We start from the raw sequence: 26,903 nt of genomic DNA, 5'->3' as shown, positions 1-26,903 counted from the left end.
CCTCTAAAGGCTTTCCCTCCGCTCCTCGCACCAAGACCTTCGATCTAGAAGATCCCTTTATTATCGCGTTTGTTGTTAACAAGCTTGTCGATAGGAATCTGAACATTCAACTGTTGAACCTCATCAGCAGTCAAAGACTCAAGACGCTCACAAAGACCAATGAAACGATCTCTCTCAGCCTTAGTGATGATCCCTTCAGTCAAAGTGTCAAACTTACGGATATAGTCCGCGCGTTTGAATGGACGAGCACCCGCCGGATGCGCATCAGCTACACCCAATTCATCAACGATTTTAGAACCATCTTTCATTGTGATTTCTACGCGGCCGCCGAAGCGTTTTTTATCTGGATCTGTCTCGTGGTACCAAGCAGTCCATTGTTTGTCTTCGACAGTAGAAATTTTGTGCCACAATGCCACAGTGTCAGCACGTTTCGCGCGCTCTGGAGCGTACGAATTAACGTGGTGCCAAGTGCCGTCCTGAAGAGCCACAGCGAAGATGTACATGATCGAGTGATCAAGAGTTTCGCGAGAAGCATTTGGATCCATTTTTTGTGGATCGTTCGCGCCCGTACCGATCACGTAGTGCGTGTGGTGAGACGTGTGGATCACGATAGATTGAATGTCATCGAAGTTTTTGATCATCGGCTTCATTTTGCGAGCCAAGTCGATCAATGCTTGAGATTGGTACTCTGCAGAGTGCTCTTTCGTGTACGTCTCAAGGATCGCGCGTTTTTCTTCGCCTGGTTCTGGAAGTGGAACTTCGTATTTTCCATCTTTACCATCAAGCATGTAAGCGATCACAGAATCTTCACCCTCGTAAATCGGAGAAGGAGCGCCTTCACCACGCATAACGCGGTCCACGGCTTCAACGGCCAATTTACCTGCGTGCGCTGGAGCGTAAGCTTTCCAAGAAGAGATTTCACCTTTACGAGATTGACGAGTCGTGAAAGACACGTGAACCGCTTGTTGAACTGCTTGGAAAATAGTTTCTGTTGGAAGAGACAACAAAGTACCGATACCTGCAGCTTGAGCCGGGCACAAGTGAGCAATATGGTCTTTTTTATGTTTGTGAAGGCAGATGGCTTTTACTAGATCAACGTGGACTTCATAACCAGTCACGATACCTTTCAAAAGCTCTTTACCATTTTTACCCATCTGTTGAGCTACTGCCAAAATAGCAGGAATGTTGTCACCAGGGTGAGAGTAGTCCGCCGCTAGGTAAGTATCATGGAAATCCAATTCACGAACCGCAGTTCCATTAGCCCAAGCGGCCCATTCACAGTCAAATTTTTGATCATTCGGCATACCGAATACAGTCGCGCCACCATTACGAGGATGCGCAATCGCCATCGCACGTGCAGAAGCAACAGGGCGGCGGTTGGCAGCAGCAATAGCTACAGAGGCATTGTCGATGATACGGTTGATAACCATGTCTACAACGTCAGCTTTGATCGGAGCATTGTCAGAAGCGATTTCTGCAATTTTCCAAGCAAGTTGATCTTTGCGATCCAACTTTTCTTTAGACGGATAAACACGTACGGAATGTTTTTTCATAAAGTCCCTTTCTGGATTAGAAAATCAAAAACGGTTCAAGCTAACTTGGCCGTCAGAAAGGGTCAAGAATCAGACTGGGGACAAGAGATTCATTCAGCGCGTCGTGGCGCTTTCCCAGCCTCGTTTGTCGTGGAAATTCGGGTTCGCGTCAGCGTGCTTCAGCGACCAATAGCTTTTTTCTCCGTCCGCAAACTCAATCACCGCGGTGAGACCATGAAAGGTCGCCTCGGCGGCGTCAAATCCTTTGATTTCGATTTGAAAACGCACGCGTTGGGTCTCTCCACTGCGCTCTTGAAGGCGTACGGACACGTCAGCCGCGGTCGTCATACCTTCCCGGTAGCTGCTAAACTTATAAGCATTCCAGTTGCCATTGGGCGAACAGTTGATCTCTAGGTACGCGTCGGTCGGAGCATTGCCTTTGGCAAGAAAGGCTTCCAAGCACGTGGTCTTCCATAATTCATCCTGGCGAGATTCAATCACCGAGGGAGCGGGCCAAAGAATTCTTTCAACGGGGCCATGAATTTCAAAAACCAGAAGGTGAGCGTCCTGACTAACAGCTTCAACTTCGGCCTCGACATTAAAAAGCTTTGTCTGCGCCGTGGCGGCAAAAGGCACCAATTTTTTCACGCGCGTTTCTCCCAATCTAAAAGAGCCGTAAATAAGATTTTACCATCGCCGATACGAACGCCGCGATAGGCGGTGCTTCCTTGTGAGGCCGTTTCCGCCGTGGGCGAGCTGCAACTGACGTCGATTTGAACTTCGTCACCCAAGTGAGTTTCAGCCAGAAAGTTGACGGAATAGGACTTTAATAAAAGAGTTCTATGCAGATCATAGGGGATCGCATCCAGAATCCACTGAGCGTATTTGGTGTTGTTGACGTGCTGATTAATATCCAAGTCAGAATTGCGCACGCGGTATTTAGCCAGCTTCTGGTATTCTCCGGCCACAGGAATTTTTTCGGCCGTTAAGCCGGTTGCACGAGAGTGGGTGAGGGCGTTCCAATCTCGCAGATTTTGAGAGGGAAGAATCTTTTTCGTCTGACGATCCAAGGCCAGCCAACTTGTCGTGCAAAGACCGATTTCTTCATCTTGTTCATTGATAAAGGCGAACTCACGGGAAACAAAGGCTCCCTCCGGCGGGCGCAGCCAGGTTTGCACGCGGATGTTCTCGCCAAAATGAGGCCATTTTTTCATCGTTAAACACTGACGAGTGAGAACCCAGAACATGCCCTCTTTTTCCATATCGTTCATGCCGAAGCCTAAATTTTCGGCGTGCATCCACGCGGTCTCTTGCAATAAATTGAGGGCGCCATAAAGTCCCAAGCGACCCAAGGGGTTCACTAGCAAACTTGTAATGTGGTACTTTTCTGTCCAGAGGCTATGTTGCGTCTTGTCTGTCACGGCTATTTCCTATTCGTCGATGGAAATGAAAACATGAAATTACTTTGATCTCAAAGGAAGATTTTGTAAAAAAACACCAAGTAATTTACTCCAAACAATGTATACTGTATTTGTTTACGGACTAAATATACTTGTCACAGTATATCCTTTGTGTTTAAGCTAATCCTATCGCTAGGTGGAAATCACATGAGACAAAAAAATATGCTTGCAGACTTTCTAAAACAAAAACGTGTATCGGCAGGGCTTTCTCAAAGAGATGTGGCAGATAAATTGGGATACTCTACTCCTCAATTTATCTCGAACTGGGAACGTGGTGTTTCTCACCCACCAATCAACGCTCTTAAAAAATTGGGCGAGCTTTACAAAGTGTCTGCTGACGATCTTTTCGAAGTGACTTTGAATGCAACTATTCAAGAGGTTACTCAAGATCTACGCCGCAAATTCGCGGGCAGCAAAGCGCGCTAAGAATTCTTTTTTTAAAGTTTTGTTAGTGATAAAAAGACCCCGCGCATGGGGTCTTTTCTTTTAAAGTCGTTTACGATAGATTCTGGTTCGTTCTGTATGGATTCATTACAAGCGTCATCTACCACCATCGCCAAATTCAAAGTTCTTAGTGAAGAATTATGTGAGCTTATTGAACAAGAGGGCTTCGTGATTCGCCCTTACAGCCAGGATTCTTTGCCGTACTTCCGTCAGCTTTCTGAAGCTGAGCAGCAAAGTGCGGTTGAAAATCTTGAAAACTACATCAAGATTTGCGATTCCGTTCACGAAGCGGGCGGCAAAATCAAGGATGCCTCACTATTTGTAAGGAAGGCCTTGGAGTTTTACGGTTACCAGTACGATGCAAAAGTTTTGGAGTTGATTCAAGACGAGTACCTGACCGAAATCTATAATCTGGCCAACATCCAACTTTTTAGAACTTTCAGTTATTTCCAATACGCTAGCTACACAGTTGAGGATATTTATACGCGTCCCTGGATTCACTTGTATGAGCGGGATCCGCAGGTGACGGCTAAGCTTGTCACCACATTGACCTCGATTATTACAGGCGAAAAGAAAAGCATGGAAATCGACGTGGAAGAGCATCTTCTGATTGAAAAAGCTTCTTTGGAAAGGTTGGCCGTCAGCGTTCGCGTGTTGTACGCATTGCCACTTTTGAAAGAGGGCAAAACCGATGCCTATCTGGTTGTTGCCCGTTGCAAGCCCATTTTAAATTAGAAAGTCCCGATGGATAGATGGAAGCGCCAAGGCTCTTCGCTAGGGCGCGCATCCAGTTTCCACGCCCATTCCAGACTTAAAGGACCTACTGGAGTGTTGTAGCGGATACCGAATCCTGCAGAGTCACGATAGTAATCTTCAAAACTCAAATCTTGAATCTTCACGTAACCGCCGTCGTAAAATACGGCGCCACCCAAGTTTCCATAAACGGGGAAACGCACTTCTGATTTGACCAGATACATGACGGCTTCCGTTTTTAAATAGTACGTCTTTTCACTTTCAGAAAGTCCCAAGTCCTCACGGTTCGGGAAGACTTCTTGGGTTCCGGCTTCATAACCGCGAATGGTGGATTGGCCTCCAAGAGTAAAACCTTTTTTATCCCAGGGGACTCCGCCATCATCACGCGTGCTAAGATTTTTGATATAACCACCACGCACTTGATTCGCCCAAACAACAGGTTGCTTTTGCAATTCAAAAACAGAGGCATAGTGAGTGAAGCTTAAGGTCGTCTTCCAGTATTCTATGGTGCCTGTGCTGCCCATGAAAGGGGCTGAATACTCGGCATTCCAACGCGTGAAATTTCCTTTTGTCGGGTTGAAAGGATTGTCACGGAAATCTAAATCAAGAGTAGGTCCCGTCGTCGCGATGTTCTGTTCATCTTCAGGGAACGGGTAGACGTCGTCGATACCGAAGTCGCGGATTGTTGCCAAGGACCAGATATCCCAAACACCTAGGACGTGAGACGTGAAGTCTTTTTCGACAGAATAAGTCGTCGAGTTCACTTCAGAAGCCTGATGGATTTCATAGTCTGTCACTGTGGTAGAGCGAGTGATGTTAATACGACCGCGTAAACGCGTTCCGAAAAGATAAGGCTCCAGATATCCGAAGACCACTTTGTGCTCAAGGTACTTCAGATCTGCGATGTTGTAGTTACCCTCTAAGCGCAACGAAGCTCCACGACCGGTGCCCATGATGTTGCGATAAGCGACCCCAGCATATCCACGTAAAGTCAGTTTTCGTTCATTCGTGGCGCCGGCCCCAAAGGTCAAAAGACCTGGATCACGCTCGGTGACTTTGACAACCACGGTGCGGTTGGCAACATTGGTTTTTTCTTCCAAAGTGCGGATGTCGACGGTGCCAAAAAAACCTGTTCTTTGCAAGCGGGCGACAGATTCTTGGACCTTATAAGGTGTGACCAGATCGCCTTCAGCAAACTCCAGTTCTTTTAACAGAACGTAGTCTTTCGTAAAGGTGTTGCCTTCAAGAACAATGGAGGCCACACGGACTTGCGGGCCTTCTAAAATTTTAAAATGCAAAGAGGCCTTGGTGTTCGTTTCGTCGTAAGTCACCAGATCCTGCTTTTCATTTAACAGCAGCATCTCAATATAACCGCGGTCGTGATAAAACTCTTTCAGGCGAGCAATGGCGGTTTCAATTTGTCCTAAGCGTAAAGCTCCGGGCTTTAAGCCGGTGACGCCGACAAGTTCCTCGTCAGAGAAGTCTTTATTCCCGCTAAAATCCACTTCTTCAATCTGAGTCAGTGGTCCTTCATCTAAGTTGACATGCAAAGTGACGGCGTCGCGTTCTCGGTTGTATTGTGTGCGAGTCGAGATCAGTTTGGCTTGCAAGTAACCATTGTTTTGCAACTCCAAAATCAGATTCTGTACACCGGTGTCGAAATCTTCCTTATTATAAAGACCCTTGTCGACGACTTTAGAACTGTGCTCTTCAATGAAATTCACATAGTATCTTGGGCGCTTGCTAATACGTCCCGTGATATTTACGGCTTGAATCTTAATCTGCGGACCTTCATCGATTTTAAAGACGATACGACGATGAAGAGGATCACGGCCTTCATGTTCTTCCGCACGCACTTCCGCACGGGCATGCCCTTTAGAGAGATAATAGTTGCGAATCTTTTGCGCGAGCTCCGAACCAATGGTGGGACTTGCTGAATAGTAGTTATCCAGGTCCAAGGCTTTTTCAATTTCGCGAGTCCCTAAAAGACGAACACCTTCATACTCAAATGTATAGCGCTCGGTTTTTTCCACCCGATAAATCAAAGAAACTTCAGACTCATCCGAACTAAAATCCGTAGTCGGTCCGCTGAGATCTGCGCGCACATAACGCTTTTCTTTCAAATAGTCTCTGGCGTCTTTTTGAATCTCATTTAAAGTCGCATCGGTAAAAGGATCTTTATGAAAGCCTTTAAGATGTTTTGAAAGCTCACGATTGAGTGCTTCATTCGAACTTTGAATAAGAATATTTCGTACGCGCGTCTGTTTGTTTTCAGTGACTTTGATTTCAACACCAACTTGGTCGGCACCTTCTGGTGGCATCGCGATATCGACCACCGCATTTAGGTAGCCACGCTCGGCATAAAGCTGACGAATCTTTTCCGCGCCTTCAATCAGATTCTGTTGATCAAAGACGTCACCGGCTTTCACACCAAAAGTGCTTCCAGCCTCGCTTTCAGAAATATTTGAAATTCCATCAATCGAGACTTTTGAAATAATTCGGGTGCGCTGAAAATCCAGACGGTAAGGGGAGCCGTTGCCATCATCTAAAATCCGAACGTTTTCAAACTCGGGCTTCAACTGAAGATAACGAATCACTTCGTCGAGTTGTTCTAAATTCAGGGCCTCTTTTTCAATCTGCGGGAATCTTTTAACCAGATCGGATTGAACCTCGGCCGGAAGCGTGTCATAGCGAAGATTTTTCTTAGCTTGAGCTAGGGACGACGTACATAGAAGAATTAAGACTAAAAGAGACAAGAGAGTCTTTGCAGGAAGCATTATTTAAACTCCCTTTTGAACTCTAGATCCAGACCGAAAATACTTTGGCTTGCCGGCTGCGTTGTTTGCAAGGTGGTATCATCCTCATTCCCGCGGCTTTCAAAAGAGCCGACGGCGGTGAAGTTGCTGTTGATGAGGTATTCAAGTTTTAAGTCATAGGATTGCGAGTCTCCGACCGGACGGCTGCCTGAAACTTTCACGCGGGTCGAAAGGCTGCGGCTAAGAGTGATCTTAGGCACGCTGATATTGCGAGTGGAGTCGTATTCTGAAGTCACCGCTAAGCTAAAGCCCGTGGCTTCAATTGTTTTGTTAATCGGTTTTGCTAACACCGCGCCACCAATTTCTGCGCCTAACTGCTGTGCCTGTTCACGCGATTGAACGTTCTGATCCATGGCGGACGTGGTTACGCCCAACGCAATCAGAGAAATGATGTCTTGTTCTTGAAGAGGCGGAATACTGTTTAAGTGAATCGTCAGGTTCTTCGCCGTACCTTGCGCTAACAACGTGATGTCGTATTCGTTAATACGCGATTCCGCAGAAATATAAAGACTCGGGTTGATCTCATCAGGATCTGTGAAATCAATAGTTCCACTTTGAATAAGAAAGATTTTGTCTTTAAAGATCAGTTTTGAATTCTTTTCGGCGTTGATGCGTCCTAAAAGCACTGGATTTGTCGGGGGTCCTTTAACTTGCAGGTTTCCACTGACCGCGCCATCTAAAAGAGAGTTCTTCACGATGATGTTGCGATTCATAAGAATGTTGATATCGAGCAACACCGGTTCAAAGCGGCTTTCGCGAATTACTTTGGGAAGATAAAGACTTTGTTTTACACCCGCAACACCGCCAGAGTCCTCGGTGAATTCTTTTTCTACGAGCGCACTGTTCACCGTGTAAGTTCCAGACAATGTGAACGGAAACCAACGGCCCGAGAAAACAAGTTCCGCATTTCCATTGGTGCGAACTTTTTCAGGAACGTTTAAGGTGACGTTGTCTAAACGCAAGCGGATTGTGGTTGGAATATCTTTGATCTCGTTGATTAAGATACCACCATCGCCAGTCAGCGTACCGCCCGCAATATTTCCGCGGATCGAGTTCACCATCACACGACTTTGTGAAAACACCACGTCGACATTCAGACGCTCTAGCGGGTGAGGGAAACCTTTGATTTTGATATAGGTATTATGAGCATTCAGTGTTCCCATGATTTGGGGTTTGGTCACGGAACCCGTCAGATTCGTCGAAAGCTTGATCGGTCCGCCCAAGTCTTCAAGAAAGGGCATGAAGATGTGTAAAAGACGAAGATCTGAATTCATATTTACAGCGATATTTAAATTTTGCGCCGTAAAGTTTTCGCCACGAATGGCCATATCCGTATTGGGCCCTTCCAATCGGAAGTTTCTAATCGAGGCCACACCGTTGTCGGTCACGATATCAATGGGTTGAGGATTTTTTAAACTCAAAGTGCCGCGGCGAAGCTCTAAGTTGTCGATATGAACTTTGCCCGAGGATTTAAAGATATCACCACTTTCAGAGCGCAGATCCACCGTCGAGGTCAGAGATGACGTGTACTCACTGGCAAGGTTAGCTCCACCAACCAACCCAAGAAGAGTGGAGTAGTTCCACTCTCGTGTCTGCATTTTCACCATTAAAGGCGCGCGGCCCTTTTCAAACGGCAGTTGGAATTCCCCTTGAACCTTGCCACCAAAAAGGCTGAGTTGAGTAAAGATCGTGTCTAAATTCAAACGCACGATGAAATTAGAATTCGGAATTTCCTGATCTTCGAAGAAGGAGTCAGTCACGGCTCCTTTGACTAAGACCTGCGGGTTTTTAACGGGTCCGGTTAATTCGGCCGCGAAGTTCAGATTCCCCGCGATGCTCGAGTTGATTTTGCTGATGGTGTCGGATTCTTCAAGTTTAAAGTTTTTTCCATCGGCATTGAGGTTTAAAACTTGCGACGAGCTGATTCCGCCTTGAACAAGAACAATCGATCCCGCTCTTTGTAACGTGACCTTATCCGCGTTGATATTGCCATCACGAGCTGTGACATTGAAATTCAAAGAATCAAAAGTCTCAGGTCCAATGCTCACATTTTTAAAAGCCGACTGCAGTTCATAGTTCATCTTCCAGAAGTTTAAGGGACCGCGCACAGATGCTTTCGCAGAGCCTTGACCTTGAACATCGACCGGGAATTTATAAATACGAGTGAAAACGGCGGCAACGTCGGGAAGCTCTGCCGTTGGAATACTGAAGTCACCTGTTAAAGTGTTTTTATCTAAATTCACTTCCAGATCACCCAAGTACTGAGTTTTACGAATCGCGCCTGCGACGTCTTCGAAAATCAGGCGCCCCCCGCGGTACTTTAAGTTCGAAATCAAATTTCCTAAATAAAAATCTTCAAAGGTGAATTCGCGAGCATTGACCTTCATGTCAAAGATCGCGGCGTTAGAATCTCCGGATGTTGAGCCTTCCATGCTGGCAGAACCTTCCATTTTCAGGTTCGCCAAGTTCTTCACATTTTTAAAATCAAGTTTGTCTGTTTTAAAATTGATTTTAAAACCTTTGGCAAAATCAATCACACCATCACTTTGGCCGGTGCTATCACCAATAGAAACCCCAGCGGCATATGTCACGGCCTCTGTGGTGACTTTCACTTGTCCTTGAGCACTCATCGTATTGATGTCTAAGATCGCTGTGGCCTTAGGCGCTAACGAGGATCGCACCCATAGTTGCTCCGCTTTTAAGGAAGCATTTGAACACGTGAACTCGAAGCTTGGTTGAATGTGTCCTTCGCAAGGCAGATCACCTTGAATACCGACACCGACCGGGACGTTATTCAGATTCAAGCTGATAAAAAGTTTTTGCAGATCCAGGTCGTGAACAGCGACGTGAGTCTTAAAGTCAAAGTTTTGACCTATCGACATCTGTGTGTTTGTCATCACGGCTTCGCCGGCAGGGTGTTGCACGCGAATTTCAGAAAGACTGATTTTTTTATCGCGGTATTCACCTTGGATGCGCGCATCGCCCAACTCAAATTTATCAACCGTCAATGCGCGAGTTTTAATATCCGCTTTGCCGCGCACGTCCTCGAGGCCGTTGAAGCGGGCTTCTGCATCCAGGTTCACTTCGCCACTGAAGGTCGGCAGTTTCAAGTCCGGACGGATTTTCTGAAGTTCGGTGTAGAGGTCACTTAAGTGCAGACGGGCAGAGACATCCAAAAGACCTGAAGGTTTGATCGTGACGCGATGAAATTGCGTGAGTTCACCACGAAGCAAAACTTCGGATTGATCCAGGCGCACACCCATTTGAATAATGCGCAGACTTTGTCTTGTCAGATAAAGATGAGTGTCCAAAGACCCTTGGAAGCTTCCGATCTTTTCAAGATTTAAATTCAGTTGTGGGACATTGGCTTTGGCCGTCAGGTGTTTACCCATGTTCGTAGCCAGAAGATCGCCACTTTGAATTTCACCATTCAGTTTTAAATCTTTCGAAGTGACTTTCAGATGCAGGTTCTGAATAAACAGGCGATTCAGCGGCAGTTGATCCAGTTGATTAAATAAAGCGTCGAGGGGAAGTTCTTTCGGAGGACCGTCACTTTTCAAAAAAGGATCGATGTTGATCTCCACATCGGGAGAATCCACAACGACGGCCGACAAAGTCACACGACCACTGAGCAGGTGAAAGAAGTCGATGAAAACCCGAACACTGCTCACGCGAATAGGTTTCAACGCTTCGGCGAGCTCTCCTTTAGCTTCGACATCAATGCCTTCCAATGCCAAAGAGGGCTTAAAAAGTTTTAGCTGCAATTTTTCCGCGCGGATTTTTACCGGCAAAGAAGAGTCTGAATAAGTTTGAATTTTATCCAACGCCCAAGCTTCAAGTTTAGGTGCGATCAGCATCGAGCCGATCAACCACAAAACCAGAAAGCCTGCTAAGGGCGTGATTAAAATCCAAAACGCTCTTTTCACTGACCACTCCAGATACTCAGCAGAGCGCTGGCAGCGCGATAGTGGGGGCGAGAAGCAAGCAAGCCTTCCATCACTTCAATAGCGGTGTGTTTCTGTCCAAGTCCCCAAAGAGCTTGCGCGCGTAAATAGGCCGTCGCAAAAAAAGTTTCTGGTTCGTGTGCAAAAATAATTTCGGTCTGAGAAAGTTCATTCAATAGTTCGACAAAGCGACGGCACTTCAACAACACTTCCAATCGGAACCAAAGAAGCGAGTCGGATTCTTCACTCAAACCCAATAACGACAATGAAGCTTCGTAATTTTCCATCATGAAAGCCGCCACGGCAAAATCAAAAGCCATATCAGGATTTTGTGCCGCGTGCTCATGCAGACTTTGCATTAAGGCACTCATGGCTTTTTCAACTTCAGGATCTTTGGGAGAAAAATCTTCCGGTTTGACGGTGCGAGCTTTCGGCGTGCGACGTTGTAAAATCTCAAGAGCGTAACGCTGCTTGTGCTCATTCACTTCACTGCGGATGTCAGCATCGCCGGGATAAAGTTTTTGCAAACGCTGTAGAAGATGTTTTTCTTGTTCGTAAAGCTGTTGCGTGCGCAACGTGATCAATTGATCTAATAGCTGTCGCTTGTTGTTCAGGTAGTCTTTGTGAATCTGGTATTTTCGATTCCCACGCCATTCACCTAATTCAGGAATCAGATCTTTTAACGCCAAGGAACGGCCCGCTTCGGATTCCGCGCCGTCTTCAGCAATTCCTTCTAACAAAGCTTTGATAGTTTTTTCGTCAAGCTCCGCACTGACGGCACCTAAGGCTTCCAAGAAGTAAGGCCAAGGGATCGGAAAAGATTCATTGTCGATGTAACGCAAAATAAATTCGATCAACAAGTGAGGCTGCTCAGCGTGAATTAAAAACTTTGCTAAGGCCGTGACGTTATCAAGGGTGAGGCCTTCAGAAGAGGACTCTAAATTTTGAATCAGACGTTCGGAAGCTTGTTGAAGGTCAGTGCCTTCATTAAGCAAATTTTGAATTTCAAGTTCAACGTATGTGGACAAGAATAGCCTCCGCGACCGAATCCCTCTTATTTTGCGATAAAAACGAGTGGTTGCGGAGACTTAATACTAGGCGTTAGCTATTTTTGAGTGACACGCTCTACGTATTCGCCAGAAGCGGTATCAATACGAAGAACATCGCCTTCATTGATGTGCAATGGAACGTTCACAGAAAGGCCTGTTTCCATGATAGCAGGCTTCGTCGCGCCAGTAACGCGGTCACCTTTAATGCCTGGATCCGCTTTCGCGACCATCAAGTTCACGGCTTTTGGTACGTCACAAGCAACAGCTTTTTCGTTGTAGAACAAGATAACGACTTTCAAGTTTTCAGTCAGGTAGTACTTAGATTCGCCCAAGTCTTCTTCAGACATCGCGATTTGTTCATAAGATTCAGGAGACATGAAGTTGTAACCAGAGTCGTCTTTGTAAAGGAAAGTCATCTCTTTGTTTTCAACGTTCGGTACTTCGAACTTTTCACCAGACTTGAAAGTAGATTCCAAGTTTTGGCCCGTCAGCATGTTACGCAGTTTCGTGCGTGTGAACTGATTTCCTTTTCCTGGTTTAACGTGTTGGAAATCAACGACTACGTAGGGCTTGCCCTCGATCATGATTTTAAGACCTTTTTTAAAATCGGACGTTTCGTACATGTTTGATCCTTTTAAATTGTAAATGCAGAGGGGCCATATTCTCCTAAGTGCCTGTATTTGGTCAACAGTCACTCCTTTGGAAAACGAGTCTATCGCCATTTTCCAGCGTGGAGGTCTTTGTGCGTCATGGTGTTGTGAGTGCTAAGTCTGCAGGCGATACTCTTCAATTTTGCGAAGCATCATTTGAAGAACTTCCAGCTTACGCTCGCGCACGAGTTGTTCTCGCGGCATCAAAGGTCTTAAAGGAGTTGCTTCGTCAGAATCATTATAACGAACTTGAAGAGTCTTCATTCGTCTTTGAATTTCCGGATGATCACCAAACTCCACGCGCGTGTCTTTTAAAAGAGCATGAGCTTTTTCCAGATCATTGCGCACAATAAAGGCATCAATCAAAGAAAGCATGCGTTCCATGGCTTTGCTTGGTGATGCCGGCGTCAGAGGTTTTGCAATCAAAGCCTCTTCCTTTTTTGCGACAGGCGGAGGAGCTTCATTCAAGCGAACTTCCGGAAGCTTTGTCATCGCAAAAACTTCTTCGTCGTATTCGTCCGCAGTCAAAGATTCTAATTTTTGCACGGCTTTTTGTGCTGACTTCGAATTTGGATTTAAGAATAAAACCATCTTGAAAGCTTTAAGAGCTTCCTTCGGATTTTTGCTGGCTAGTTGAACTTCAGCCAAAAGCTGATGCGCCAAAATATTTTCAGGAGAAAGTGACGTCGCGCGCTTTGCCGCATCCAGGGCCTTGTTCAGCTCTCCAAGATCGCGCATGACTTTGGTGTACGTGACAAGGCCGCCGACAAATTGCGGGTGGCGTTGAACGCCGGCAGTCACAGTTTTTTTGGCTTCAGGAAGAAGACCCATTTCGCGATAAGCTTCCGCCAGCGGAGCGAAAACCTGAGAATTCGGATCTTTCTCAAGAATCTGCTGGTACTTTTCAATGGTGCTTGCATCTATTTTCATCAATGCTCGATCCAATTCGCAAAAAATTAAAGGTCTCTCTAGAGAAATAGTATTTCAGATTTATTGACTACGCAATACTTCTAACTAAAATCCTCAATAAGTGCTCAATTCTATTGTTCCAAGAATAAAAGTGCACAATTTTAGCGGTGGTGGAAATGTCAGTGACAATCCTCGGAGTGGATCCGGGATCTCGCATTACAGGATTCGGAGTTATCCGAGTGGAAAACGGTCGGATTGAGCATATCAATCACGGCGTGATTTTATTGGACGCCGATCAGGCTTTTCCCTATCGCATGAAAGAATTGGGTTCGGCCTTTCGCGAAGTCATGACGAAGTATCAACCAGATCAAGTCGTGATTGAAAAAATCTTCCTGGGAAAAAACGCCGATAGCGCGTTCAAGTTAGGTCATGCCCGTGGCGTTGTCATGTATGAAGCCGGTTTGGGTGGATCTGATGTGTTTGAGTATGCCACACGCGTGGTAAAAAAAGGTGTCACCGGAACCGGGGGCGCCAGCAAAGAAGACGTGCAGGCGATTCTCAAAGCCATTTTAAACATCAAAGTGATCAATCGTATTGACGCGTCCGATGCTTTGGCTATGGCCTGCCACCATGCTTTTGAAATTAAAAAGAAATCCATCCTGCAAAGAGCGGTGAGTTTATGATCGGTTATTTACGTGGAAAAATTATTGAAGTCTTAAATGACTCCGCTTTGATTGATGTGCAAGGGGTGGGCTATGAAGTTCATGCCTCATCAAATACTTTAGGCGATTTGCAAACTCTGATGGGTAAAGACATCATCATTTGGGTGCATACGCACGTGCGCGAAGATGCTTTGCAACTTTTTGGGTTTCATTCCAAAGACGAAAAAAATCTTTTCTTGTCACTTTTGAAAGTCAATGGCGTCGGTCCTAAGATGGCTTTAAGTATTTTATCTGGGGGGCGTCCCGCCCAAATTCAAGAGATGATCGAAGCGGGGAATGCCAAAGCTCTTTCGGGTCTTCCGAAAGTGGGTAAAAAAACCGCAGAACAAATTATCCTGACGTTAAAAGGCAAACTTGTATCGATCGAAGAAACCATCAAAGGTAAATCAGAAAGCCATACGCAAATCACGTCGGCTCTTTTAAACCTGGGTTACAAATCTCAGTTGGTGGATCAGTTCGTTTCGTCACTTCCGACAGATATTTCTTTGGAAGACGGCGTTCGTAAAGGTCTTCAGACATTATCTGGGAGCTTATCATGAGTCGCATCCTAGAAGGGGATCCGGTAGAAGGTGAAAAGAGTTGGGAAAACGAACTTCGCCCCCAGCACTTTGAAGATTTTCCGGGCCAAGAAGACGTCAAAGAAAAATTAAAAGTTTTCGTCGCGGCGGCAAAACATCGTGGTGAATCTTTGGATCACGTTTTGTTGTGCGGCCCTCCGGGGTTAGGTAAAACCACGCTTTCAAAAATTATCGCGAACGACATGGGTGCTGAGATCAAAATGACATCGGCTCCGGCGATCGATAAAAAAGGCGATTTGGCGGCGGTTCTGACTTCATTAAAGCCGCACTCTGTTTTGTTCATTGATGAAATTCATCGTTTAAGTCGTCACGTCGAAGAGTATCTTTACACCGCAATGGAAGACTACTACATCGACATCGTCACAGGCGACGGCTTGGGTGCACGTTCAATGAAGTTTCAGTTGGCGCCATTTACTTTGGTGGGGGCGACGACACGAGCGGGGCTTTTAAATCCGCCATTCCGAGACCGTTTCGGAATTGTCGAGCGTCTGCAGTTTTATGATAAAAACGCGCTTCAAAAAATCCTGATCCGATCGGCTGAAATTCTCAAAGTGAAAATCGATGAAGAAGGCGCTGAAGAAATCGCGCGCCGTTCGCGCGGGACACCTCGTGTGGCGAATCGTCTTTTAAAACGTGTTCGCGACTATGCCCAGGTCAAAGGTAATGGAAATATCTCGAAAGACATTGCTGTCTACGCCCTGAACCAGCTTGGAGTGGATCAATTTGGACTGGACCTTATGGACCGTCGTATTTTGAGTCTGATCCAAGAAAAATATAACGGGGGGCCCGTAGGAATTGATACAATGGCTGCTGCGCTCAGTGAAGAGCGAGACACTCTAGAAGAGGTCTATGAGCCTTTCTTGATCCAAGAAGGATTCATTCAAAAAACACCTCGTGGTCGCGTGATCACAGAGTTTGCAAAAAATTCGGTACTATCGGAGAAGTAGCTATGGCATTGAGACAACCATTAGTGGTTGAGGTGTTAAGAGGTCCCGTCGTGGAAAGCTTGCACCAGGTGATGATCGTTGTAACAAACGAGATTGGAAGCGTGACAAACTATTGGGGAAATCCGCAGTTTCTGACGATGCCCCGTAGTGCGATCAAAATGCTTCAGGCTTTACCTCTCATTGAGTCAGGGGCTGCTGATAAGTACGAACTTGAAGACAAGCACATTGCGCTAGCCTGCTCCTCTCATCGTGGCGAAAAAGACCATCTTGCGGCTTTAAGTCAGTGGATGGAAAAGGTGCAAATCAAAGAAGGTGCTTACGTCTGTGCTCCGCACATGCCTTATGATGAAGCCTCTGCAAGTGATTTCACTCGTCGTGGGCAGAAGCCTTCAGTGCTTTGTAATAACTGTGCCGGAAAACACTCGGCAATCATCACAACATGTCTGCATCTTGGCGAAGATCCCACGGGTTATGAAAAGTACGAACACAATGCGCAGAAACGTTTGCGCAAAGTTCTGACTGAGACAATGAAGATTGATCACTCTAAAGTTCCGCACGGTGTAGATGGTTGCGGTATTCCCACGTATGCTGTTCCCTTGCAGTCGATGGCGACAGGCATGTCGGCCTTGATCAATCCGAAAGAAACACCGGCCCGCAAAGCCGCGGCAGAACGCCTTTTGCGTGCAGTTAAGAATTTTCCGTTCTATCTTTCCGGCAGTGACAATTTCGCCACAGCTGTGATTGAAAAGTCACAAGGTCGTGCGATTGTGAAGGGCGGGGCAGAAGGTGTTTTCTGTGGGGTTCTTCCTGAAAAACGCCTCGCTTTTGCAGTGAAAGCCTGTGATGGCGCTTCTCGTGCGGCTCAGGCGGCGACAGCGTCTTTACTATTGCAGCTTGGGGGTCTTAACGAAGCCGAGTTCAAATCCCTAGCAAAACACACTCTACCTTCGGTCACTAACTGGAACGGTGATGTTGTTGGCCAAATCCGCATTGCGAAGGGTCGCTAGTTAGAGTAATGTCTAACTAGTATGTTCTTACAAAAAACGATTCGTAAAAAAACGGTGGTAAATGGTATCGGGATTCACTCAGGTGATTCCTGCACTTTGACTTTCAGACCGGCACCTCCGGATACGGGCGTTTACTTTATTCGCACAGATCTTCCAGGAAATCCTTCTTTGAAAGTCACCGCACGCAATGTGCAAGCGACTTCTCACCAGACGACTATTGGTGGCGCCGCTTTTTCTGTAGCGACTATTGAGCACTGCTTATCTGCCTTGTCGGCTTTGCGCATAGATAATTTATTTATCGAATTAGACGGACCAGAAATTCCAATCGGGGATGGCAGTGCCCGTGATTTTCTGCAAGCCTTGCTTGCTGTCGGGATTGTTGAACAAGATCAGCCACGCAAATATTGCTATATCACAGAACCGATTTATTTTAGTGAAGGTGAAAAGCACGCTTACGTCGTTCCTTATCATGGACTTCGTTTGACCGTGACGATTGACTTTCCTCATCCCAAAATCGGGAAGCAGACAATTGACATCGACATCAACGAACAATCCTTTGGACGTGATGTGGCGAATGCTCGCACCTTTGGTTTTATGAAAGATGTCGAGGCTTTGAAGTCCCGCGGTTTGGCGAAGGGCGGAAGCTTAGATAACTGTATCGTCTTAGATCACGCTGAAATCATCAACCCTGAAGGCCTGCGCTGGGAAGACGAATTCGTTCGTCACAAGGCTTTGGATGCTTTAGGGGACCTTGTGACTTTGGAAATGCCGTTGATGGGGCATGTGGTTCTTTATAAAGCGGGTCACGACATTATGAATAAACTCGTGAAAAAAGTATGGGACTCGCCCACAAGCTATCGCCACGTAGAGCTGGGCGCGGATATTTCCGAAGAAGTGCAGCGTTATTCGGGATGGACCGTTCCTCTTTAATGTAAAATTGCAAATCCTATTTAATTTCATCGTACAGAATATCCGTCGCATTACACTCAAAAGAGCAAACAGATTTTTGTTCTTGTTGCGATGGAGTCCAAGATGGCAAGACAGAATGAACCAGATTTTCGCGCTCTTTTTGAAGGCATCCCTGGCCTCTATTTAGTGCTGACACCTGATTTTCACATGGTCGCGATGAGCGACGCCTACGCGAAGTCCACATTCCTCAAGCGTGAAGAGGTCATTGGAAAATACATGTTTGATGTGTTTCCAGAAAATCCTTCCGAAGAAGCCGCGACGGGAAAGAACAATGTTCGTGCTTCATTTCAACAAGTCGTGGATACAAAACAAGCCTCCACAATGGCCGTACAAAAATATGATATCCGTCGTCCCGATGGCACCTATGAGGAGCGTTACTGGAGTCCCATCAATCTTCCTTTTTTTAATAAGGAAGGGGAGCTCATCTATATCATCCACAAGGTGGAAGACGTCACCGAGTTTGTAAACATGCGTAAGCACGAACAAGAACAAAGTAAAATCAACGAAGAGCTTAAAAATCAAGTCGGGTTGATGGAGTCTGATGTTCTGGAGCGGGCTCAAGAAATTCAGGTCACGAACAAAAAATTGGAAGCTCTAAATAAATCCCTGGAACTTCGTGAAAAAGAGCTGCGAGAAGCCAACGAACAATTGGCGATCTTAGATAAGCAGCGCACGCACTTTTTCGCCAACGTCAGTCACGAACTGCGAACTCCGGTTTCATTAATTTTAGGACCCGTAGAGAAGCTTTTAGGCGATAACAGCCTTACGGCATCGCAAAGGAATTACTTAGAACTCGTAAAAAGAAACAGTCAGATTCTTTTGCGCCAGGTGAATGATCTTTTAGATGTCGCAAAATTTGATGCGCAGGAAATGACGGCTCACTATGTTTCAGTCGATGCCGCCTCTTTGGTCAAACAAAGTGCCGACAACTTTTCTGTTTTGGCCGAAGAAAAAGGGTATCGCTTTAAAATTGAAACTCCGGATCGTCTTAATATGGAAACTGATCCTGAAAAGTTTCTGCGCATTCTATTAAATCTTTTAAGTAATGCTTTTAAGTTCACTCCGCAAAATGGGGAGGTCCGTTGCAGTCTTTCCTTATTGCAGAATACAAAAGACCCCCAGATCAAATTGCAAGTCGCGGACAGTGGCCCCGGTATCCCTAAAAACATGCGAAAAAATATTTTTGAACGCTTTTTTCAGATTCAAGACAGCATGAACAGAGAAAAAGGCGGAACGGGATTGGGCCTTTCCATTGTAAAAGACTTTGTGGAGCTTATGCATGGGAAGGTGGAGGTAAAAAAAGCTCCCGAAGGCGGCGCCCTTTTTGAAGTTCTGCTACCTCAGTTTGCCGGCGAAGATGTGCAGGTCAGTCCTTCTATGGGCGAAAATAAAAACCTCCGCTTGGTAGAGCAGGGATTGGTAGACCAGCTGAAAGAGGCCCACTCCCTCAGCGCCCAGGCGAAACCGGAACCTACTAAGGCGGGGGCTGAAGCACCTTTGGTACTGGTCGTGGAGGACAGCCCGGACTTGCAAAAATTTATTGTGGAAGTTCTGTCTGAAGAGTTCCGCTGTGTGACGGCTTCGGATGGCAAAGAAGGTTATGAAAAAGCGCGGGCCGTAAAGCCGGATTTAATTTTAAGTGATTTGATGATGCCTAACTACAGCGGCGAATTCCTTGTTGACCAAGTCATGGCTGACGCAACTTTGCAGGCTATCCCGGTCGTAATTTTGACGGCGAAAGCCGATGATGCCCTTCGTGCGAAGCTTTTGAATAAAGGCGTGCAAGACTACGTCACCAAACCTTTTCAAGCAGTCGAGTTATTGGCTCGCGTGCGCAATCACGCCAAAGCTTATCGTGCTCGACAAGTGATTGAACAAGCACTTGAAGTAAAAGGAGATGACCTTGAAAAAATGGCGCGTCTTTTAGCGGATAAAAATACGGAACTGCAAGAACTCAGTCGTTTGAAGGACGAGTTTTTAGCGACACTGTCCCATGAATTACGAACTCCGATTAGCATTATATTTGGATATGCTGAGATTCTATCTGAAGAAATGGATCGTAAAAACGAGACGGCCTTTCAGGCCCTTTCGGCTATTCAAAGAAATGCGGCGATTCAACTTCGTTTGGTCGAGGACTTGGTGAATCTTTCGAAAAGCATCACCGGTAAAATCTCCCTGGATCCCCACAAACTCGAATTTTCAGAGATCCTTGGTGACGCCTTAGAATCCATCGAAAATATGGCGCGTGCGAAAGATATACAGGTCTCAGCTCAATTGACCGAAGCACCGCTGTGGGCGGATTCGGTGCGACTCACGCAAATTCTATGGAACATTCTTTCTAATGCTGTGAAATTCACGCCCGAGCACGGGCGCATCGAAGTGCGTTCTCGCAAAGATGACCAGCATCTTTATGTCGAGATCACGGATAGTGGTGTTGGCATTAAGCCCGAATTCTTACCTTATATTTTTGATCGATTTCGACAGCAAGATGGCAGCTTCACCCGTAAATATGGGGGATTAGGCCTGGGACTTTCCATTGTGAAACACCTGGTTGATCTTCACGGTGGCGAAGTGAAAATTGAAAGCGAGGGGGAAGGAAAAGGCACAAAAGTTCTTCTGCAATTTCCCCTTTATCACGGACAGGATGCAACGCCCGAGGCTGCAGCTGAAAACTTTGACGTGCGAGAATTACGCGGCCGTCGCATTTTGGTGGTCGAGGATGAGCCCGATGCACTGCGAATGATTAAGCTCATTTTAAAAAAGTACGGTGTTGAAGTTGTCGCTGCCGAAAATGCAGATCAAGCGCAAGAACTCTTAAAACAGATGAAGCCGGACGCTATCGTAAGTGACATTGGTCTTCCGGGTAAAAACGGTATCGAGTTCATACGCACCGTGCGCGGTCTTGAAACAGCCGATCATCATATTCCTGCTTTGGCTTTGACAGCTTTTACGTCTAAAGTAACCGAATCAAGAGCTTTGGATGCTGGTTTTGAGATGTATGTTCCTAAACCTATTGAAACTAGAAAACTCGTGAACGCGATCCGTCGTCTTATCAAGGATCAATCCGCCTGACACAAAAATGGGGAAAGCGCCTTTCCCCATTTCTTAAAAATTTTAAGGTGAAGGTGGAAGGTCTTCCGGAGTCGGAGAAGGGGTTGCGGGTTCAATTCCCGATAACCAATTGCGAGCGCGGTCGATATCCTTGCGCGCAAACACCTCAATATCCATAGAAACAATCGGATCCAAAAAGTTAGAAATATTTTTCACCCAGTGAATATCCGTGACGATAGCAGCTCGCGGAAATTTATCCATGTTTTTAATTCCGAAACGAAGATCCTTCCAGAATGCGGCAAGTTCCACTTTTCCGATATCGCGAACCTCTTCAAGGACATTGACTTCACCCCACTCGGAAATTCGTTGCTGCATTAAACTTAACAGTGCAGCCACAGAATCTTTATTAATGTCGCCATCCACCAAAATTTCGATGTACTTGTGTTGAGAATTCTCCGCGATCACCTTCAACATGGAAAAACCCCTTTCAAAAAAAGTCCTAAGCTTATTTTCCAAGCAACCAAAAACCAGAACAACGCATTTTAGTAGACTATGTGGAACTGCAAATCTATAAGGGTTCCAGGTTTTGAAATCAGCCTGTATGACAAAAGCGGGGCACCACGAAAGTGGTTATTGGCGGATCTATGAGTCAAGTTTGGGGAATTATCGGTCTAGGATGGTTGGGAGCGGAATTCGCAAACTACCTTACCGAGAAAAATCAGAAATACTGGGGTACCCACAGATCTTCTTTTAGTTGGGAGAAGGATTTTTTTCCGGATGAATTCTGCGACGTTCTTTTAATCAATGTGCCGCCATTAAAGACCCTGTCGCCTTCCGATTTCGTTGGCAAGATTCCAGAGAACTCTTTTAAAAAAATTATTTTTGTAAGTTCTATTTCTGTCTACGGAGATGTTTCAGGTGAAGTCACCGAAGCTACAGAGCCACGGCCCAATTCGGAATCAGGACAATGGCTCTACGCCGTTGAGCAAGCGCTTCAAAAAAGATATTCCGAAAAGTGTGTGATCGTTCGAGCAGGGGGCTTGATCGGTGGAAGCAGACATCCTGTTTTCCAAATTGCGGGCCGGGGCTTAGTTCAACATGGTTTGGCACCCGTAAACTTAATTCATCGAGAAGATCTGATTCGCATCATTTATGATTTAGGGGAAGGCACTACCGTAGTGCCTAGGGTAAATGCGGTAACACCTTTTCATCCATCAAAAGAAAGCTATTACAGCATCATGGCCGCAAAGTGGGGGCTTCCGCCGATAAAGTTTGAACAGAGTGGTGGCGATGGAAAAATCGTCAGCTCAGAAGTTCTTTCTCATCTGTATCCCGAGTGGATTTGCGCAAAGCTTGATAGACTTTGATGTGTTTTTAAAATGAAAACGCCGAAGTTTCTGTGCTTCGGCGTTTTAAAGATTATCTCTGAGATTTCAAGTAACCTACGATGTCGACATCCGCAGGTGCTGCGACTCCGGCGCCAGGCAATGGCCCCGTCAATTGGTCTAACGAATAGTCCATGCGAGCATCATAACGACGTTCCGATTGATAACGAAGCCATTTTTCTGCTTCATACCACGCGCGTTTGTTTTCATCATCCGTACAAGCTGCAAGCTCTTGTTCTAAACGAGCTCCCCAGCGATGTTCAATACAGTGATAAGGATCAAAGCTCATATTGAAAAGTCTTTGACGAGCGGCCTCAAGATTCATTTTCACTGTCAGACCGTTCGTCGTTGTGTAAGTAAACTGACATGCTTGAGCTTTTTGCGCATAAACGGCGAATAAATCTGCGGCTAAATTTCCGCCATTATATTTAATAGCGGGATCACGTTTTTTATAGCGTTCGATATTTGCTTTCGTCGATACAAGAAGATCAGCAAAAGCCACTTTCAAACGAGCATCGCGCGAAGGTGTCGCAAAGTTTTCCCATTCGCCTTCAGCGCCATAGATATTCACAGGCAATCTTTCAGGATGAGCTTTTAAATAAACACCCGATGTGCGAGCGGCTTCCACGGCTTCAACCCGGTCTTTCAAGCTCACGCAAATATCATCTGTCAATTGCGCCATGTCTTTCAACGGATCAATATGCACTTCACCTTGCATGAGGCTCATACGAACATAGTCATAATAAGGAACTTGCTGACCGCGGATCGAGAATTTCCCTTTGCTCCAGCCTGAAGAGTCAGGCTCTGTTCCATAGAATTGTTCCAAGCCATAGTTCGGCAACTGATAGTTCATCGCCGCGACGATCTTTCCTCCAGCATAAGAGCCTGAAGAATCGACTTTGGCGTCAACTAAAGCCAAAGGACGGAAGTTTTTAAAGCCCGCACCTTGGGCAGGATTACTGCGCACGAACTTAGGCGTGTACATCCCCATCGTCAAAGAGTTGTCGGGATGAGCATCAATATAGAAAATACGACCGTCATCCGCGACTTTGTAAATGATAGCCACGTGACCGTTCGGATCATAGATAACGGTGCCGGGACGAATCGCTTCGCGGTTGATTTTCACGGGGTAAAAGTCAGTGAAAAGCTCTGCATCTTCATTTCCCTGCATGCGGAAGGAACCCGAAAACGTCAAACCGGGAACGATATTATTCAAAACATCAAAGGCGTTTACGTGAGTGTTTTTGAAAACGCCGTTCTTCGTAATAACGTCATAACGTTTCGTGATGTAGTTACCCATTGTTGAGTAGCGAGCATCCACTTTTTTCGTAGGATCATCTTGAGGACCGATATTAGGTTTCACTTCGCTGGCGATTGAAAAAGGAAGACCGTTTTTCCAAGAGAAATAAGCGCGAAGGTAATAGGGAAGATCCGCACAATCCGCGTAATATTTCAAGCCGGCTGGATCAGAACCAAAATAGGGATTCGCTGTACTTTGTAAGCAGGTATCTACTTTCCAGCACTGGCGTTTTTCGACGGCTTCACCGATGCGCGTGACAAATTCACCGAATTGGCGCTCATGGTTTTCAGTCCACGTCGGCTGCGTAATGCGCCACGGGGTTGTGTTTGACTGAGCATGTCCAGTCAAAGAGGCGAGAACTACCAACGAGAAAGCCCCGAGAAATTTCATAAAACACTCCAATACGGTTTTGATCCAAAAAGTACTAGAGCAACTCCTTTGCCACATTTTTAGGCGTGGAGTTGGATTTATTTCGATTTGGCTGTGATTTCACTGGGAAAAAGCCGCAAAATGACAGTCTAAGATGTCGAAGTTCTTTACGCAATGTGACACCTAAACCTTCCCCTAGCTCGCTTGCATTTTATTACCGTTCTGGCATAGTTCCGGAGTCATCATAAAAGACAAAAATGAGGGGGATTTCAATGTCACCCCACAGGAGCAAATATGATTATCGGTATTCCGAAGGAAATTAAAATTTCTGAGAACCGTGTTGGTATCACAGAAGCAGGCGTACGCCAGTACGTGAAAGAAGGCCACACTGTTATCGTTGAAAAAGATGCGGGTGTTGGTTCTGGTATTTCAAACGAACAATACGAAAAAGCCGGCGCGAAAATCATCGACACTAAAAAAGAAGTGTACGCGAAAGCGGACATGATCCAAAAAGTGAAAGAGCCACTTCCAGACGAATACGAATTGATGAAGGAAAATCAAATCCTTTACACTTACCTTCACTTGGCTGCAGAAGCAAAATTGACGAAAGTTCTTTGTGAACGCAAAGTGAAAGCGATCGCTTACGAAACTATCCAATTGGATAACGGTTCTTTGCCTCTTTTGACTCCTATGTCTGAAGTTGCAGGTCGTATGGCGACTCAAATTGGTGCTTTCTATCTTCAAAAAGACCACGCTGGTAAAGGCATCCTTCTTGGTGGTGTGACAGGTGTTAAACCTGGTAAAGTCACAATCATCGGTGGTGGTGTTGTAGGTACGAACGCAGCGAAAATGGCTGTCGGCCTTGGCGCTTCAGTGACGATCCTTGACGTCAACACAGCTCGCCTTGAGTACCTTGATGATATTTTCCAAGGTCGTTGCATGACTTTGTTCTCGAACGCGAAAAACATCGAAGATTCAGTAAAAGATTCTGATCTAGTTATCGGTGGCGTTTTGATCACAGGTCACAAAGCTCCAACTCTAGTTTCTAAAGACATGATCTCTTCAATGGCTAAAGGTTCTGTGGTTGTTGACGTAGCGGTAGACCAAGGTGGTTGTATCGAAACTTGCCGTCCAACGTCCCACCAAAACCCAACTTATGAAGTTGATGGCGTTATCCATTACTGTGTACCTAATATGCCAGGCGTGGTGCCAAGAACTTCTACTTACGCTCTAACAAACGTGACTTCTCGTTACGGTTCAATGCTAGCAGCGATGGGTGTAGAAGATGCTGTGGCGAAGTCTCCAGCATTGATGAAAGGTCTTAACACTTACGGCGGTTACGTATGTTACGAGCCGGTGGCAAAAGATCTTCACATGGAATACAGACCTTACAAAGGTTAATTCCTAGCTCTGCCTAAAACTAAAAAGCCCAGCTTTGTGCTGGGCTTTTTTATTTCTACCATCCTTCATCCGGCTCGCCGTTATAGCGGCATTTCACTTCCGTGTAGACCTTCGAGGCCCCAGAGGCTTTTTCTTGCTGAGTCAGCGTTTTGTTCGGGTGATTGAGCGTCACTAGATACTTAGAATTTCCAAAAATCCATTCGTCGTTAGTTTCTCGACGTGAAGTAAGATACTGATCCGCTTTGGCGACTGTTAACAGATACATGTCTTCAGGCTCTAACAAAAGCACGTCTTGTCTTTGCCCGTTGTCCTGATCAATGGCTGTACAGTAAATAGTCCCATCCGCAAAGGCCGAAGAGAACGACAGAGTCATTGCTAAAAACGTAACTAGAGCTTTCATTCTTCCTCCAAATCTGAAGTGCCGTGAGTGTTGGTGCAAACTTGAGTCCTTGCTCAAATCCTTTAAAGCGCATTTTCACCACGAATTCGTCTAAAGCTAAAATAAAAGTGACAAATCTTGTGAGCAAACATCGTCCACTCAAGTTGTCCTTAATTGACAAGATCTCGCGGAACACGAACACTCGAAGCGTAAGGAGATTCCCATGAAAGTATCTCTATTTTTTCTGGTAATACTTGTTCAGTTTTCTTTGGCGAAGGCCTTCCAAGCGGAGCCACCAACTCCACAAGCAGAGTCACTAAAGGCCTACAATATTGACAAGAGTGCGATCTCTGTTTCCGGAGTTTCTTCCGGTGGCTTTATGGCAGTGCAATTAGGTGTGGCCTTTTCTAAAGACTTTGCCTCGGTCGCGAGCGTGGCCGGTGGAATATACTGGTGTACCGAAGGGGATTCACAAAAAACACAATCCTGGTGCATGAAACATCCCGACAATATTCAATCCGAAGTTCAAGTGAATGAAGTGCGAAAGCTCGCGCAGACGGGAGTCGTGGACCCCGTCGCAAATATGCAACGCCAAAAAGTTTACATTTTTGCCAGTCCCAAAGATGCCGTTATTCATCCAGGCAATGGAGAAAAGCTAGAAGAGTTTTATCGCGCTTTTGTACCGGCATCGCAAATCCTCGTCGAAAAAGGTATCGAGGCTGCTCATGGCTTTCCCACTTTGAATTCTGGCAATCCCTGCCAAATGGGATTTCTGCCATGGCTTTTAAAATGCAACTTTGATCTTGCCGGGGAAATTTTAAATTCAGCCTATGGAACTTTGCAGGCTCGAGGAGTCGCCGACGTAAAACATCTGCACAAATTTTCGCAAAAAGATTTCGGCGATGAAACTACACCCTTATATAGAGAAGGGTGGGTCTATATTCCGGCAAACTGCGAACAAGGTGAAAAGTGTCGTCTGCATATCGCACTTCACGGCTGTCAAATGAATCCTGATTTTATTCAAGACAAGTTTGCCACATTAGCAGGGTACAACGAGTGGGCTGAAACAAATAGCATCATCGTTCTGTATCCCCAGTCCGCTAAAATTTCAAAAGACAATCCGTATGCGTGCTGGGATTGGTTTGGTTTCACCGGAGCTGACTACATGACAAAATCCGGAAAGCAAATGCAGGCATTAAAGAAAATGCTTCAAACCATTGCACCTTAATTATTCAAAA

The 26,903-nt window shown here is 45.9% G+C and carries 22 protein-coding genes; 11 read left to right on the top strand and 11 right to left on the bottom strand.

Features of this window, described 5'->3' with window-relative positions; genetic code table 11:
- Positions 1 to 44 precede the first annotated feature (44 nt).
- The 3 genes from AZI85_RS03125 to AZI85_RS03115 all read right to left on the bottom strand — a co-directional run bounded on the left by AZI85_RS03125 (position 45) and on the right by AZI85_RS03115 (position 2,953).
- The gene (locus AZI85_RS03125; RefSeq protein WP_063242717.1) at positions 45 to 1,553 is read right to left on the bottom strand and encodes an MmgE/PrpD family protein; all 1,509 of its coding nucleotides are present in this window, start codon (positions 1,551 to 1,553) and stop codon (positions 45 to 47) included.
- A 93-nt stretch (positions 1,554 to 1,646) separates the two neighbouring features.
- Complete coding sequence (locus AZI85_RS03120; RefSeq protein ID WP_063242716.1) at positions 1,647 to 2,180, bottom strand: DOMON-like domain-containing protein; 534 nt, start codon at positions 2,178 to 2,180, stop codon at positions 1,647 to 1,649.
- Positions 2,177 to 2,953 carry an acyl-[acyl-carrier-protein] thioesterase gene (locus AZI85_RS03115; protein WP_063242715.1) on the bottom strand — a complete coding sequence of 259 codons (777 nt, stop codon included), beginning with the start codon at positions 2,951 to 2,953 and terminating at the stop codon, positions 2,177 to 2,179. Before AZI85_RS03115 ends, AZI85_RS03120 begins: the two co-directional genes overlap by 4 nt.
- 186 nt (positions 2,954 to 3,139) lie before the next feature.
- Between AZI85_RS03115 and AZI85_RS03110 the strand changes: the two genes are divergently transcribed.
- Positions 3,140 to 3,418: a helix-turn-helix domain-containing protein gene (locus AZI85_RS03110; protein WP_063204459.1), complete on the top strand. Its 279-nt coding sequence runs from the start codon at positions 3,140 to 3,142 to the stop codon at positions 3,416 to 3,418.
- A gap of 45 nt (positions 3,419 to 3,463) precedes the next feature.
- Positions 3,464 to 4,171, top strand: coding sequence for a hypothetical protein (locus tag AZI85_RS03105; RefSeq protein WP_063242714.1), 708 nt, complete (start codon positions 3,464 to 3,466; stop codon positions 4,169 to 4,171).
- Here AZI85_RS03105 and AZI85_RS03100 read toward each other — a convergent pair.
- The 5 genes from AZI85_RS03100 to AZI85_RS03080 form a co-directional block, all read right to left on the bottom strand.
- Positions 4,168 to 6,966: a POTRA domain-containing protein gene (locus AZI85_RS03100; protein WP_081110893.1), complete on the bottom strand. Its 2,799-nt coding sequence runs from the start codon at positions 6,964 to 6,966 to the stop codon at positions 4,168 to 4,170. The genes AZI85_RS03105 and AZI85_RS03100 overlap by 4 nt on opposite strands.
- Complete coding sequence (locus AZI85_RS03095) at positions 6,966 to 10,931, bottom strand: translocation/assembly module TamB domain-containing protein (protein WP_063242713.1); 3,966 nt, start codon at positions 10,929 to 10,931, stop codon at positions 6,966 to 6,968. Before AZI85_RS03095 ends, AZI85_RS03100 begins: the two co-directional genes overlap by 1 nt.
- Positions 10,928 to 11,977 (bottom strand): hypothetical protein, encoded by a 1,050-nt coding sequence (locus AZI85_RS03090; protein WP_063242712.1) that lies wholly within the window; start codon positions 11,975 to 11,977, stop codon positions 10,928 to 10,930. The genes AZI85_RS03095 and AZI85_RS03090 overlap by 4 nt, the downstream gene beginning before the upstream one ends.
- Positions 11,978 to 12,054: 77 nt before the next feature.
- Positions 12,055 to 12,621, bottom strand: coding sequence for an elongation factor P (efp, locus tag AZI85_RS03085; protein WP_063242711.1), 567 nt, complete (start codon positions 12,619 to 12,621; stop codon positions 12,055 to 12,057).
- Between the two features lie 141 nt (positions 12,622 to 12,762).
- Positions 12,763 to 13,578 (bottom strand): tetratricopeptide repeat protein, encoded by an 816-nt coding sequence (locus AZI85_RS03080; RefSeq protein ID WP_253720810.1) that lies wholly within the window; start codon positions 13,576 to 13,578, stop codon positions 12,763 to 12,765.
- Between the two features lie 155 nt (positions 13,579 to 13,733).
- On the opposite strand from AZI85_RS03080, the gene ruvC reads away from it, so the two are divergent.
- From ruvC to AZI85_RS03050, 6 genes are all read left to right on the top strand, one after another.
- Positions 13,734 to 14,240 (top strand): crossover junction endodeoxyribonuclease RuvC, encoded by a 507-nt coding sequence (gene ruvC, locus AZI85_RS03075; protein ID WP_063206493.1) that lies wholly within the window; start codon positions 13,734 to 13,736, stop codon positions 14,238 to 14,240.
- Entirely contained in the window at positions 14,237 to 14,818 is a 582-nt protein-coding gene (gene ruvA, locus AZI85_RS03070) for a Holliday junction branch migration protein RuvA (RefSeq protein ID WP_063242710.1), read from the top strand. The genes ruvC and ruvA overlap by 4 nt, the downstream gene beginning before the upstream one ends.
- Positions 14,815 to 15,804, top strand: a complete 990-nt coding sequence (gene ruvB / locus AZI85_RS03065; protein WP_063242709.1) for a Holliday junction branch migration DNA helicase RuvB — start codon at positions 14,815 to 14,817, stop codon at positions 15,802 to 15,804. The genes ruvA and ruvB overlap by 4 nt, the downstream gene beginning before the upstream one ends.
- A 2-nt stretch (positions 15,805 to 15,806) precedes the next feature.
- Positions 15,807 to 16,811 carry an asparaginase gene (locus AZI85_RS03060; RefSeq protein WP_063242708.1) on the top strand — a complete coding sequence of 335 codons (1,005 nt, stop codon included), beginning with the start codon at positions 15,807 to 15,809 and terminating at the stop codon, positions 16,809 to 16,811.
- A 21-nt stretch (positions 16,812 to 16,832) separates the two neighbouring features.
- The gene (gene lpxC, locus AZI85_RS03055; protein WP_063242707.1) at positions 16,833 to 17,741 is read left to right on the top strand and encodes a UDP-3-O-acyl-N-acetylglucosamine deacetylase; all 909 of its coding nucleotides are present in this window, start codon (positions 16,833 to 16,835) and stop codon (positions 17,739 to 17,741) included.
- A 102-nt stretch (positions 17,742 to 17,843) separates the two neighbouring features.
- Positions 17,844 to 20,852 carry an ATP-binding protein gene (locus AZI85_RS03050; protein ID WP_172795292.1) on the top strand — a complete coding sequence of 1,003 codons (3,009 nt, stop codon included), beginning with the start codon at positions 17,844 to 17,846 and terminating at the stop codon, positions 20,850 to 20,852.
- A 42-nt stretch (positions 20,853 to 20,894) separates the two neighbouring features.
- Here AZI85_RS03050 and AZI85_RS03045 read toward each other — a convergent pair whose 3' ends face one another.
- Positions 20,895 to 21,305, bottom strand: coding sequence for an STAS/SEC14 domain-containing protein (locus AZI85_RS03045; protein ID WP_155723905.1), 411 nt, complete (start codon positions 21,303 to 21,305; stop codon positions 20,895 to 20,897).
- A 170-nt stretch (positions 21,306 to 21,475) separates the two neighbouring features.
- Between AZI85_RS03045 and AZI85_RS03040 the strand changes: the two genes are divergently transcribed.
- Positions 21,476 to 22,198: a hypothetical protein gene (locus AZI85_RS03040; protein ID WP_063242704.1), complete on the top strand. Its 723-nt coding sequence runs from the start codon at positions 21,476 to 21,478 to the stop codon at positions 22,196 to 22,198.
- 52 nt (positions 22,199 to 22,250) lie between these two features.
- Here the strand turns inward: AZI85_RS03040 and AZI85_RS03035 are convergent, their stop codons facing one another.
- Complete coding sequence (locus AZI85_RS03035) at positions 22,251 to 23,906, bottom strand: hypothetical protein (protein ID WP_063242703.1); 1,656 nt, start codon at positions 23,904 to 23,906, stop codon at positions 22,251 to 22,253.
- Between the two features lie 273 nt (positions 23,907 to 24,179).
- Here AZI85_RS03035 and ald point away from each other — a divergent pair, with 273 nt between their 5' ends.
- Entirely contained in the window at positions 24,180 to 25,286 is a 1,107-nt protein-coding gene (gene ald, locus AZI85_RS03030) for an alanine dehydrogenase (protein ID WP_063204444.1), read from the top strand.
- A 55-nt stretch (positions 25,287 to 25,341) separates the two neighbouring features.
- Here ald and AZI85_RS03025 read toward each other — a convergent pair whose 3' ends face one another.
- On the bottom strand, positions 25,342 to 25,686 hold the full coding sequence (locus AZI85_RS03025) for a hypothetical protein (protein WP_063242702.1): 345 nt from the start codon (positions 25,684 to 25,686) through the stop codon (positions 25,342 to 25,344).
- A gap of 202 nt (positions 25,687 to 25,888) precedes the next feature.
- Between AZI85_RS03025 and AZI85_RS03020 the strand changes: the two genes are divergently transcribed.
- Complete coding sequence (locus AZI85_RS03020; protein WP_155723904.1) at positions 25,889 to 26,893, top strand: extracellular catalytic domain type 2 short-chain-length polyhydroxyalkanoate depolymerase; 1,005 nt, start codon at positions 25,889 to 25,891, stop codon at positions 26,891 to 26,893.
- Positions 26,894 to 26,903 lie beyond the last annotated feature (10 nt).

The sequence above is a fragment of the Bdellovibrio bacteriovorus genome (assembly GCF_001592755.1).
Taxonomy (GTDB): domain Bacteria; phylum Bdellovibrionota; class Bdellovibrionia; order Bdellovibrionales; family Bdellovibrionaceae; genus Bdellovibrio; species Bdellovibrio bacteriovorus_E.
This window is presented reverse-complemented; position numbering and strand designations above follow the sequence as displayed.

Excerpts from the sequence above, each read along its gene's own strand:
- AZI85_RS03020 (WP_155723904.1), top strand. The coding sequence starts at position 25,889 with ATGAAAGTATCTCTATTTTTTCTGGTAATACTTGTTCAGTTTTCTTTG.
- ruvB (WP_063242709.1), top strand. The coding sequence starts at position 14,815 with ATGAGTCGCATCCTAGAAGGGGATCCGGTAGAAGGTGAAAAGAGTTGG.
- ruvA (WP_063242710.1), top strand. The coding sequence starts at position 14,237 with ATGATCGGTTATTTACGTGGAAAAATTATTGAAGTCTTAAATGACTCC.
- AZI85_RS03105 (WP_063242714.1), top strand. The coding sequence starts at position 3,464 with ATGGGGTCTTTTCTTTTAAAGTCGTTTACGATAGATTCTGGTTCGTTC.
- AZI85_RS03080 (WP_253720810.1), bottom strand. The coding sequence starts at position 13,578 with ATGAAAATAGATGCAAGCACCATTGAAAAGTACCAGCAGATTCTTGAG.
- lpxC (WP_063242707.1), top strand. The coding sequence starts at position 16,833 with ATGTTCTTACAAAAAACGATTCGTAAAAAAACGGTGGTAAATGGTATC.
- efp (WP_063242711.1), bottom strand. The coding sequence starts at position 12,621 with ATGTACGAAACGTCCGATTTTAAAAAAGGTCTTAAAATCATGATCGAG.
- AZI85_RS03045 (WP_155723905.1), bottom strand. The coding sequence starts at position 21,305 with ATGTTGAAGGTGATCGCGGAGAATTCTCAACACAAGTACATCGAAATT.
- AZI85_RS03035 (WP_063242703.1), bottom strand. The coding sequence starts at position 23,906 with ATGAAATTTCTCGGGGCTTTCTCGTTGGTAGTTCTCGCCTCTTTGACT.
- AZI85_RS03025 (WP_063242702.1), bottom strand. The coding sequence starts at position 25,686 with ATGAAAGCTCTAGTTACGTTTTTAGCAATGACTCTGTCGTTCTCTTCG.
- AZI85_RS03040 (WP_063242704.1), top strand. The coding sequence starts at position 21,476 with ATGAGTCAAGTTTGGGGAATTATCGGTCTAGGATGGTTGGGAGCGGAA.
- AZI85_RS03110 (WP_063204459.1), top strand. The coding sequence starts at position 3,140 with ATGAGACAAAAAAATATGCTTGCAGACTTTCTAAAACAAAAACGTGTA.
- AZI85_RS03125 (WP_063242717.1), bottom strand. The coding sequence starts at position 1,553 with ATGAAAAAACATTCCGTACGTGTTTATCCGTCTAAAGAAAAGTTGGAT.
- AZI85_RS03050 (WP_172795292.1), top strand. The coding sequence starts at position 17,844 with ATGGCAAGACAGAATGAACCAGATTTTCGCGCTCTTTTTGAAGGCATC.
- AZI85_RS03060 (WP_063242708.1), top strand. The coding sequence starts at position 15,807 with ATGGCATTGAGACAACCATTAGTGGTTGAGGTGTTAAGAGGTCCCGTC.
- AZI85_RS03100 (WP_081110893.1), bottom strand. The coding sequence starts at position 6,966 with ATGCTTCCTGCAAAGACTCTCTTGTCTCTTTTAGTCTTAATTCTTCTA.
- ruvC (WP_063206493.1), top strand. The coding sequence starts at position 13,734 with ATGTCAGTGACAATCCTCGGAGTGGATCCGGGATCTCGCATTACAGGA.
- ald (WP_063204444.1), top strand. The coding sequence starts at position 24,180 with ATGATTATCGGTATTCCGAAGGAAATTAAAATTTCTGAGAACCGTGTT.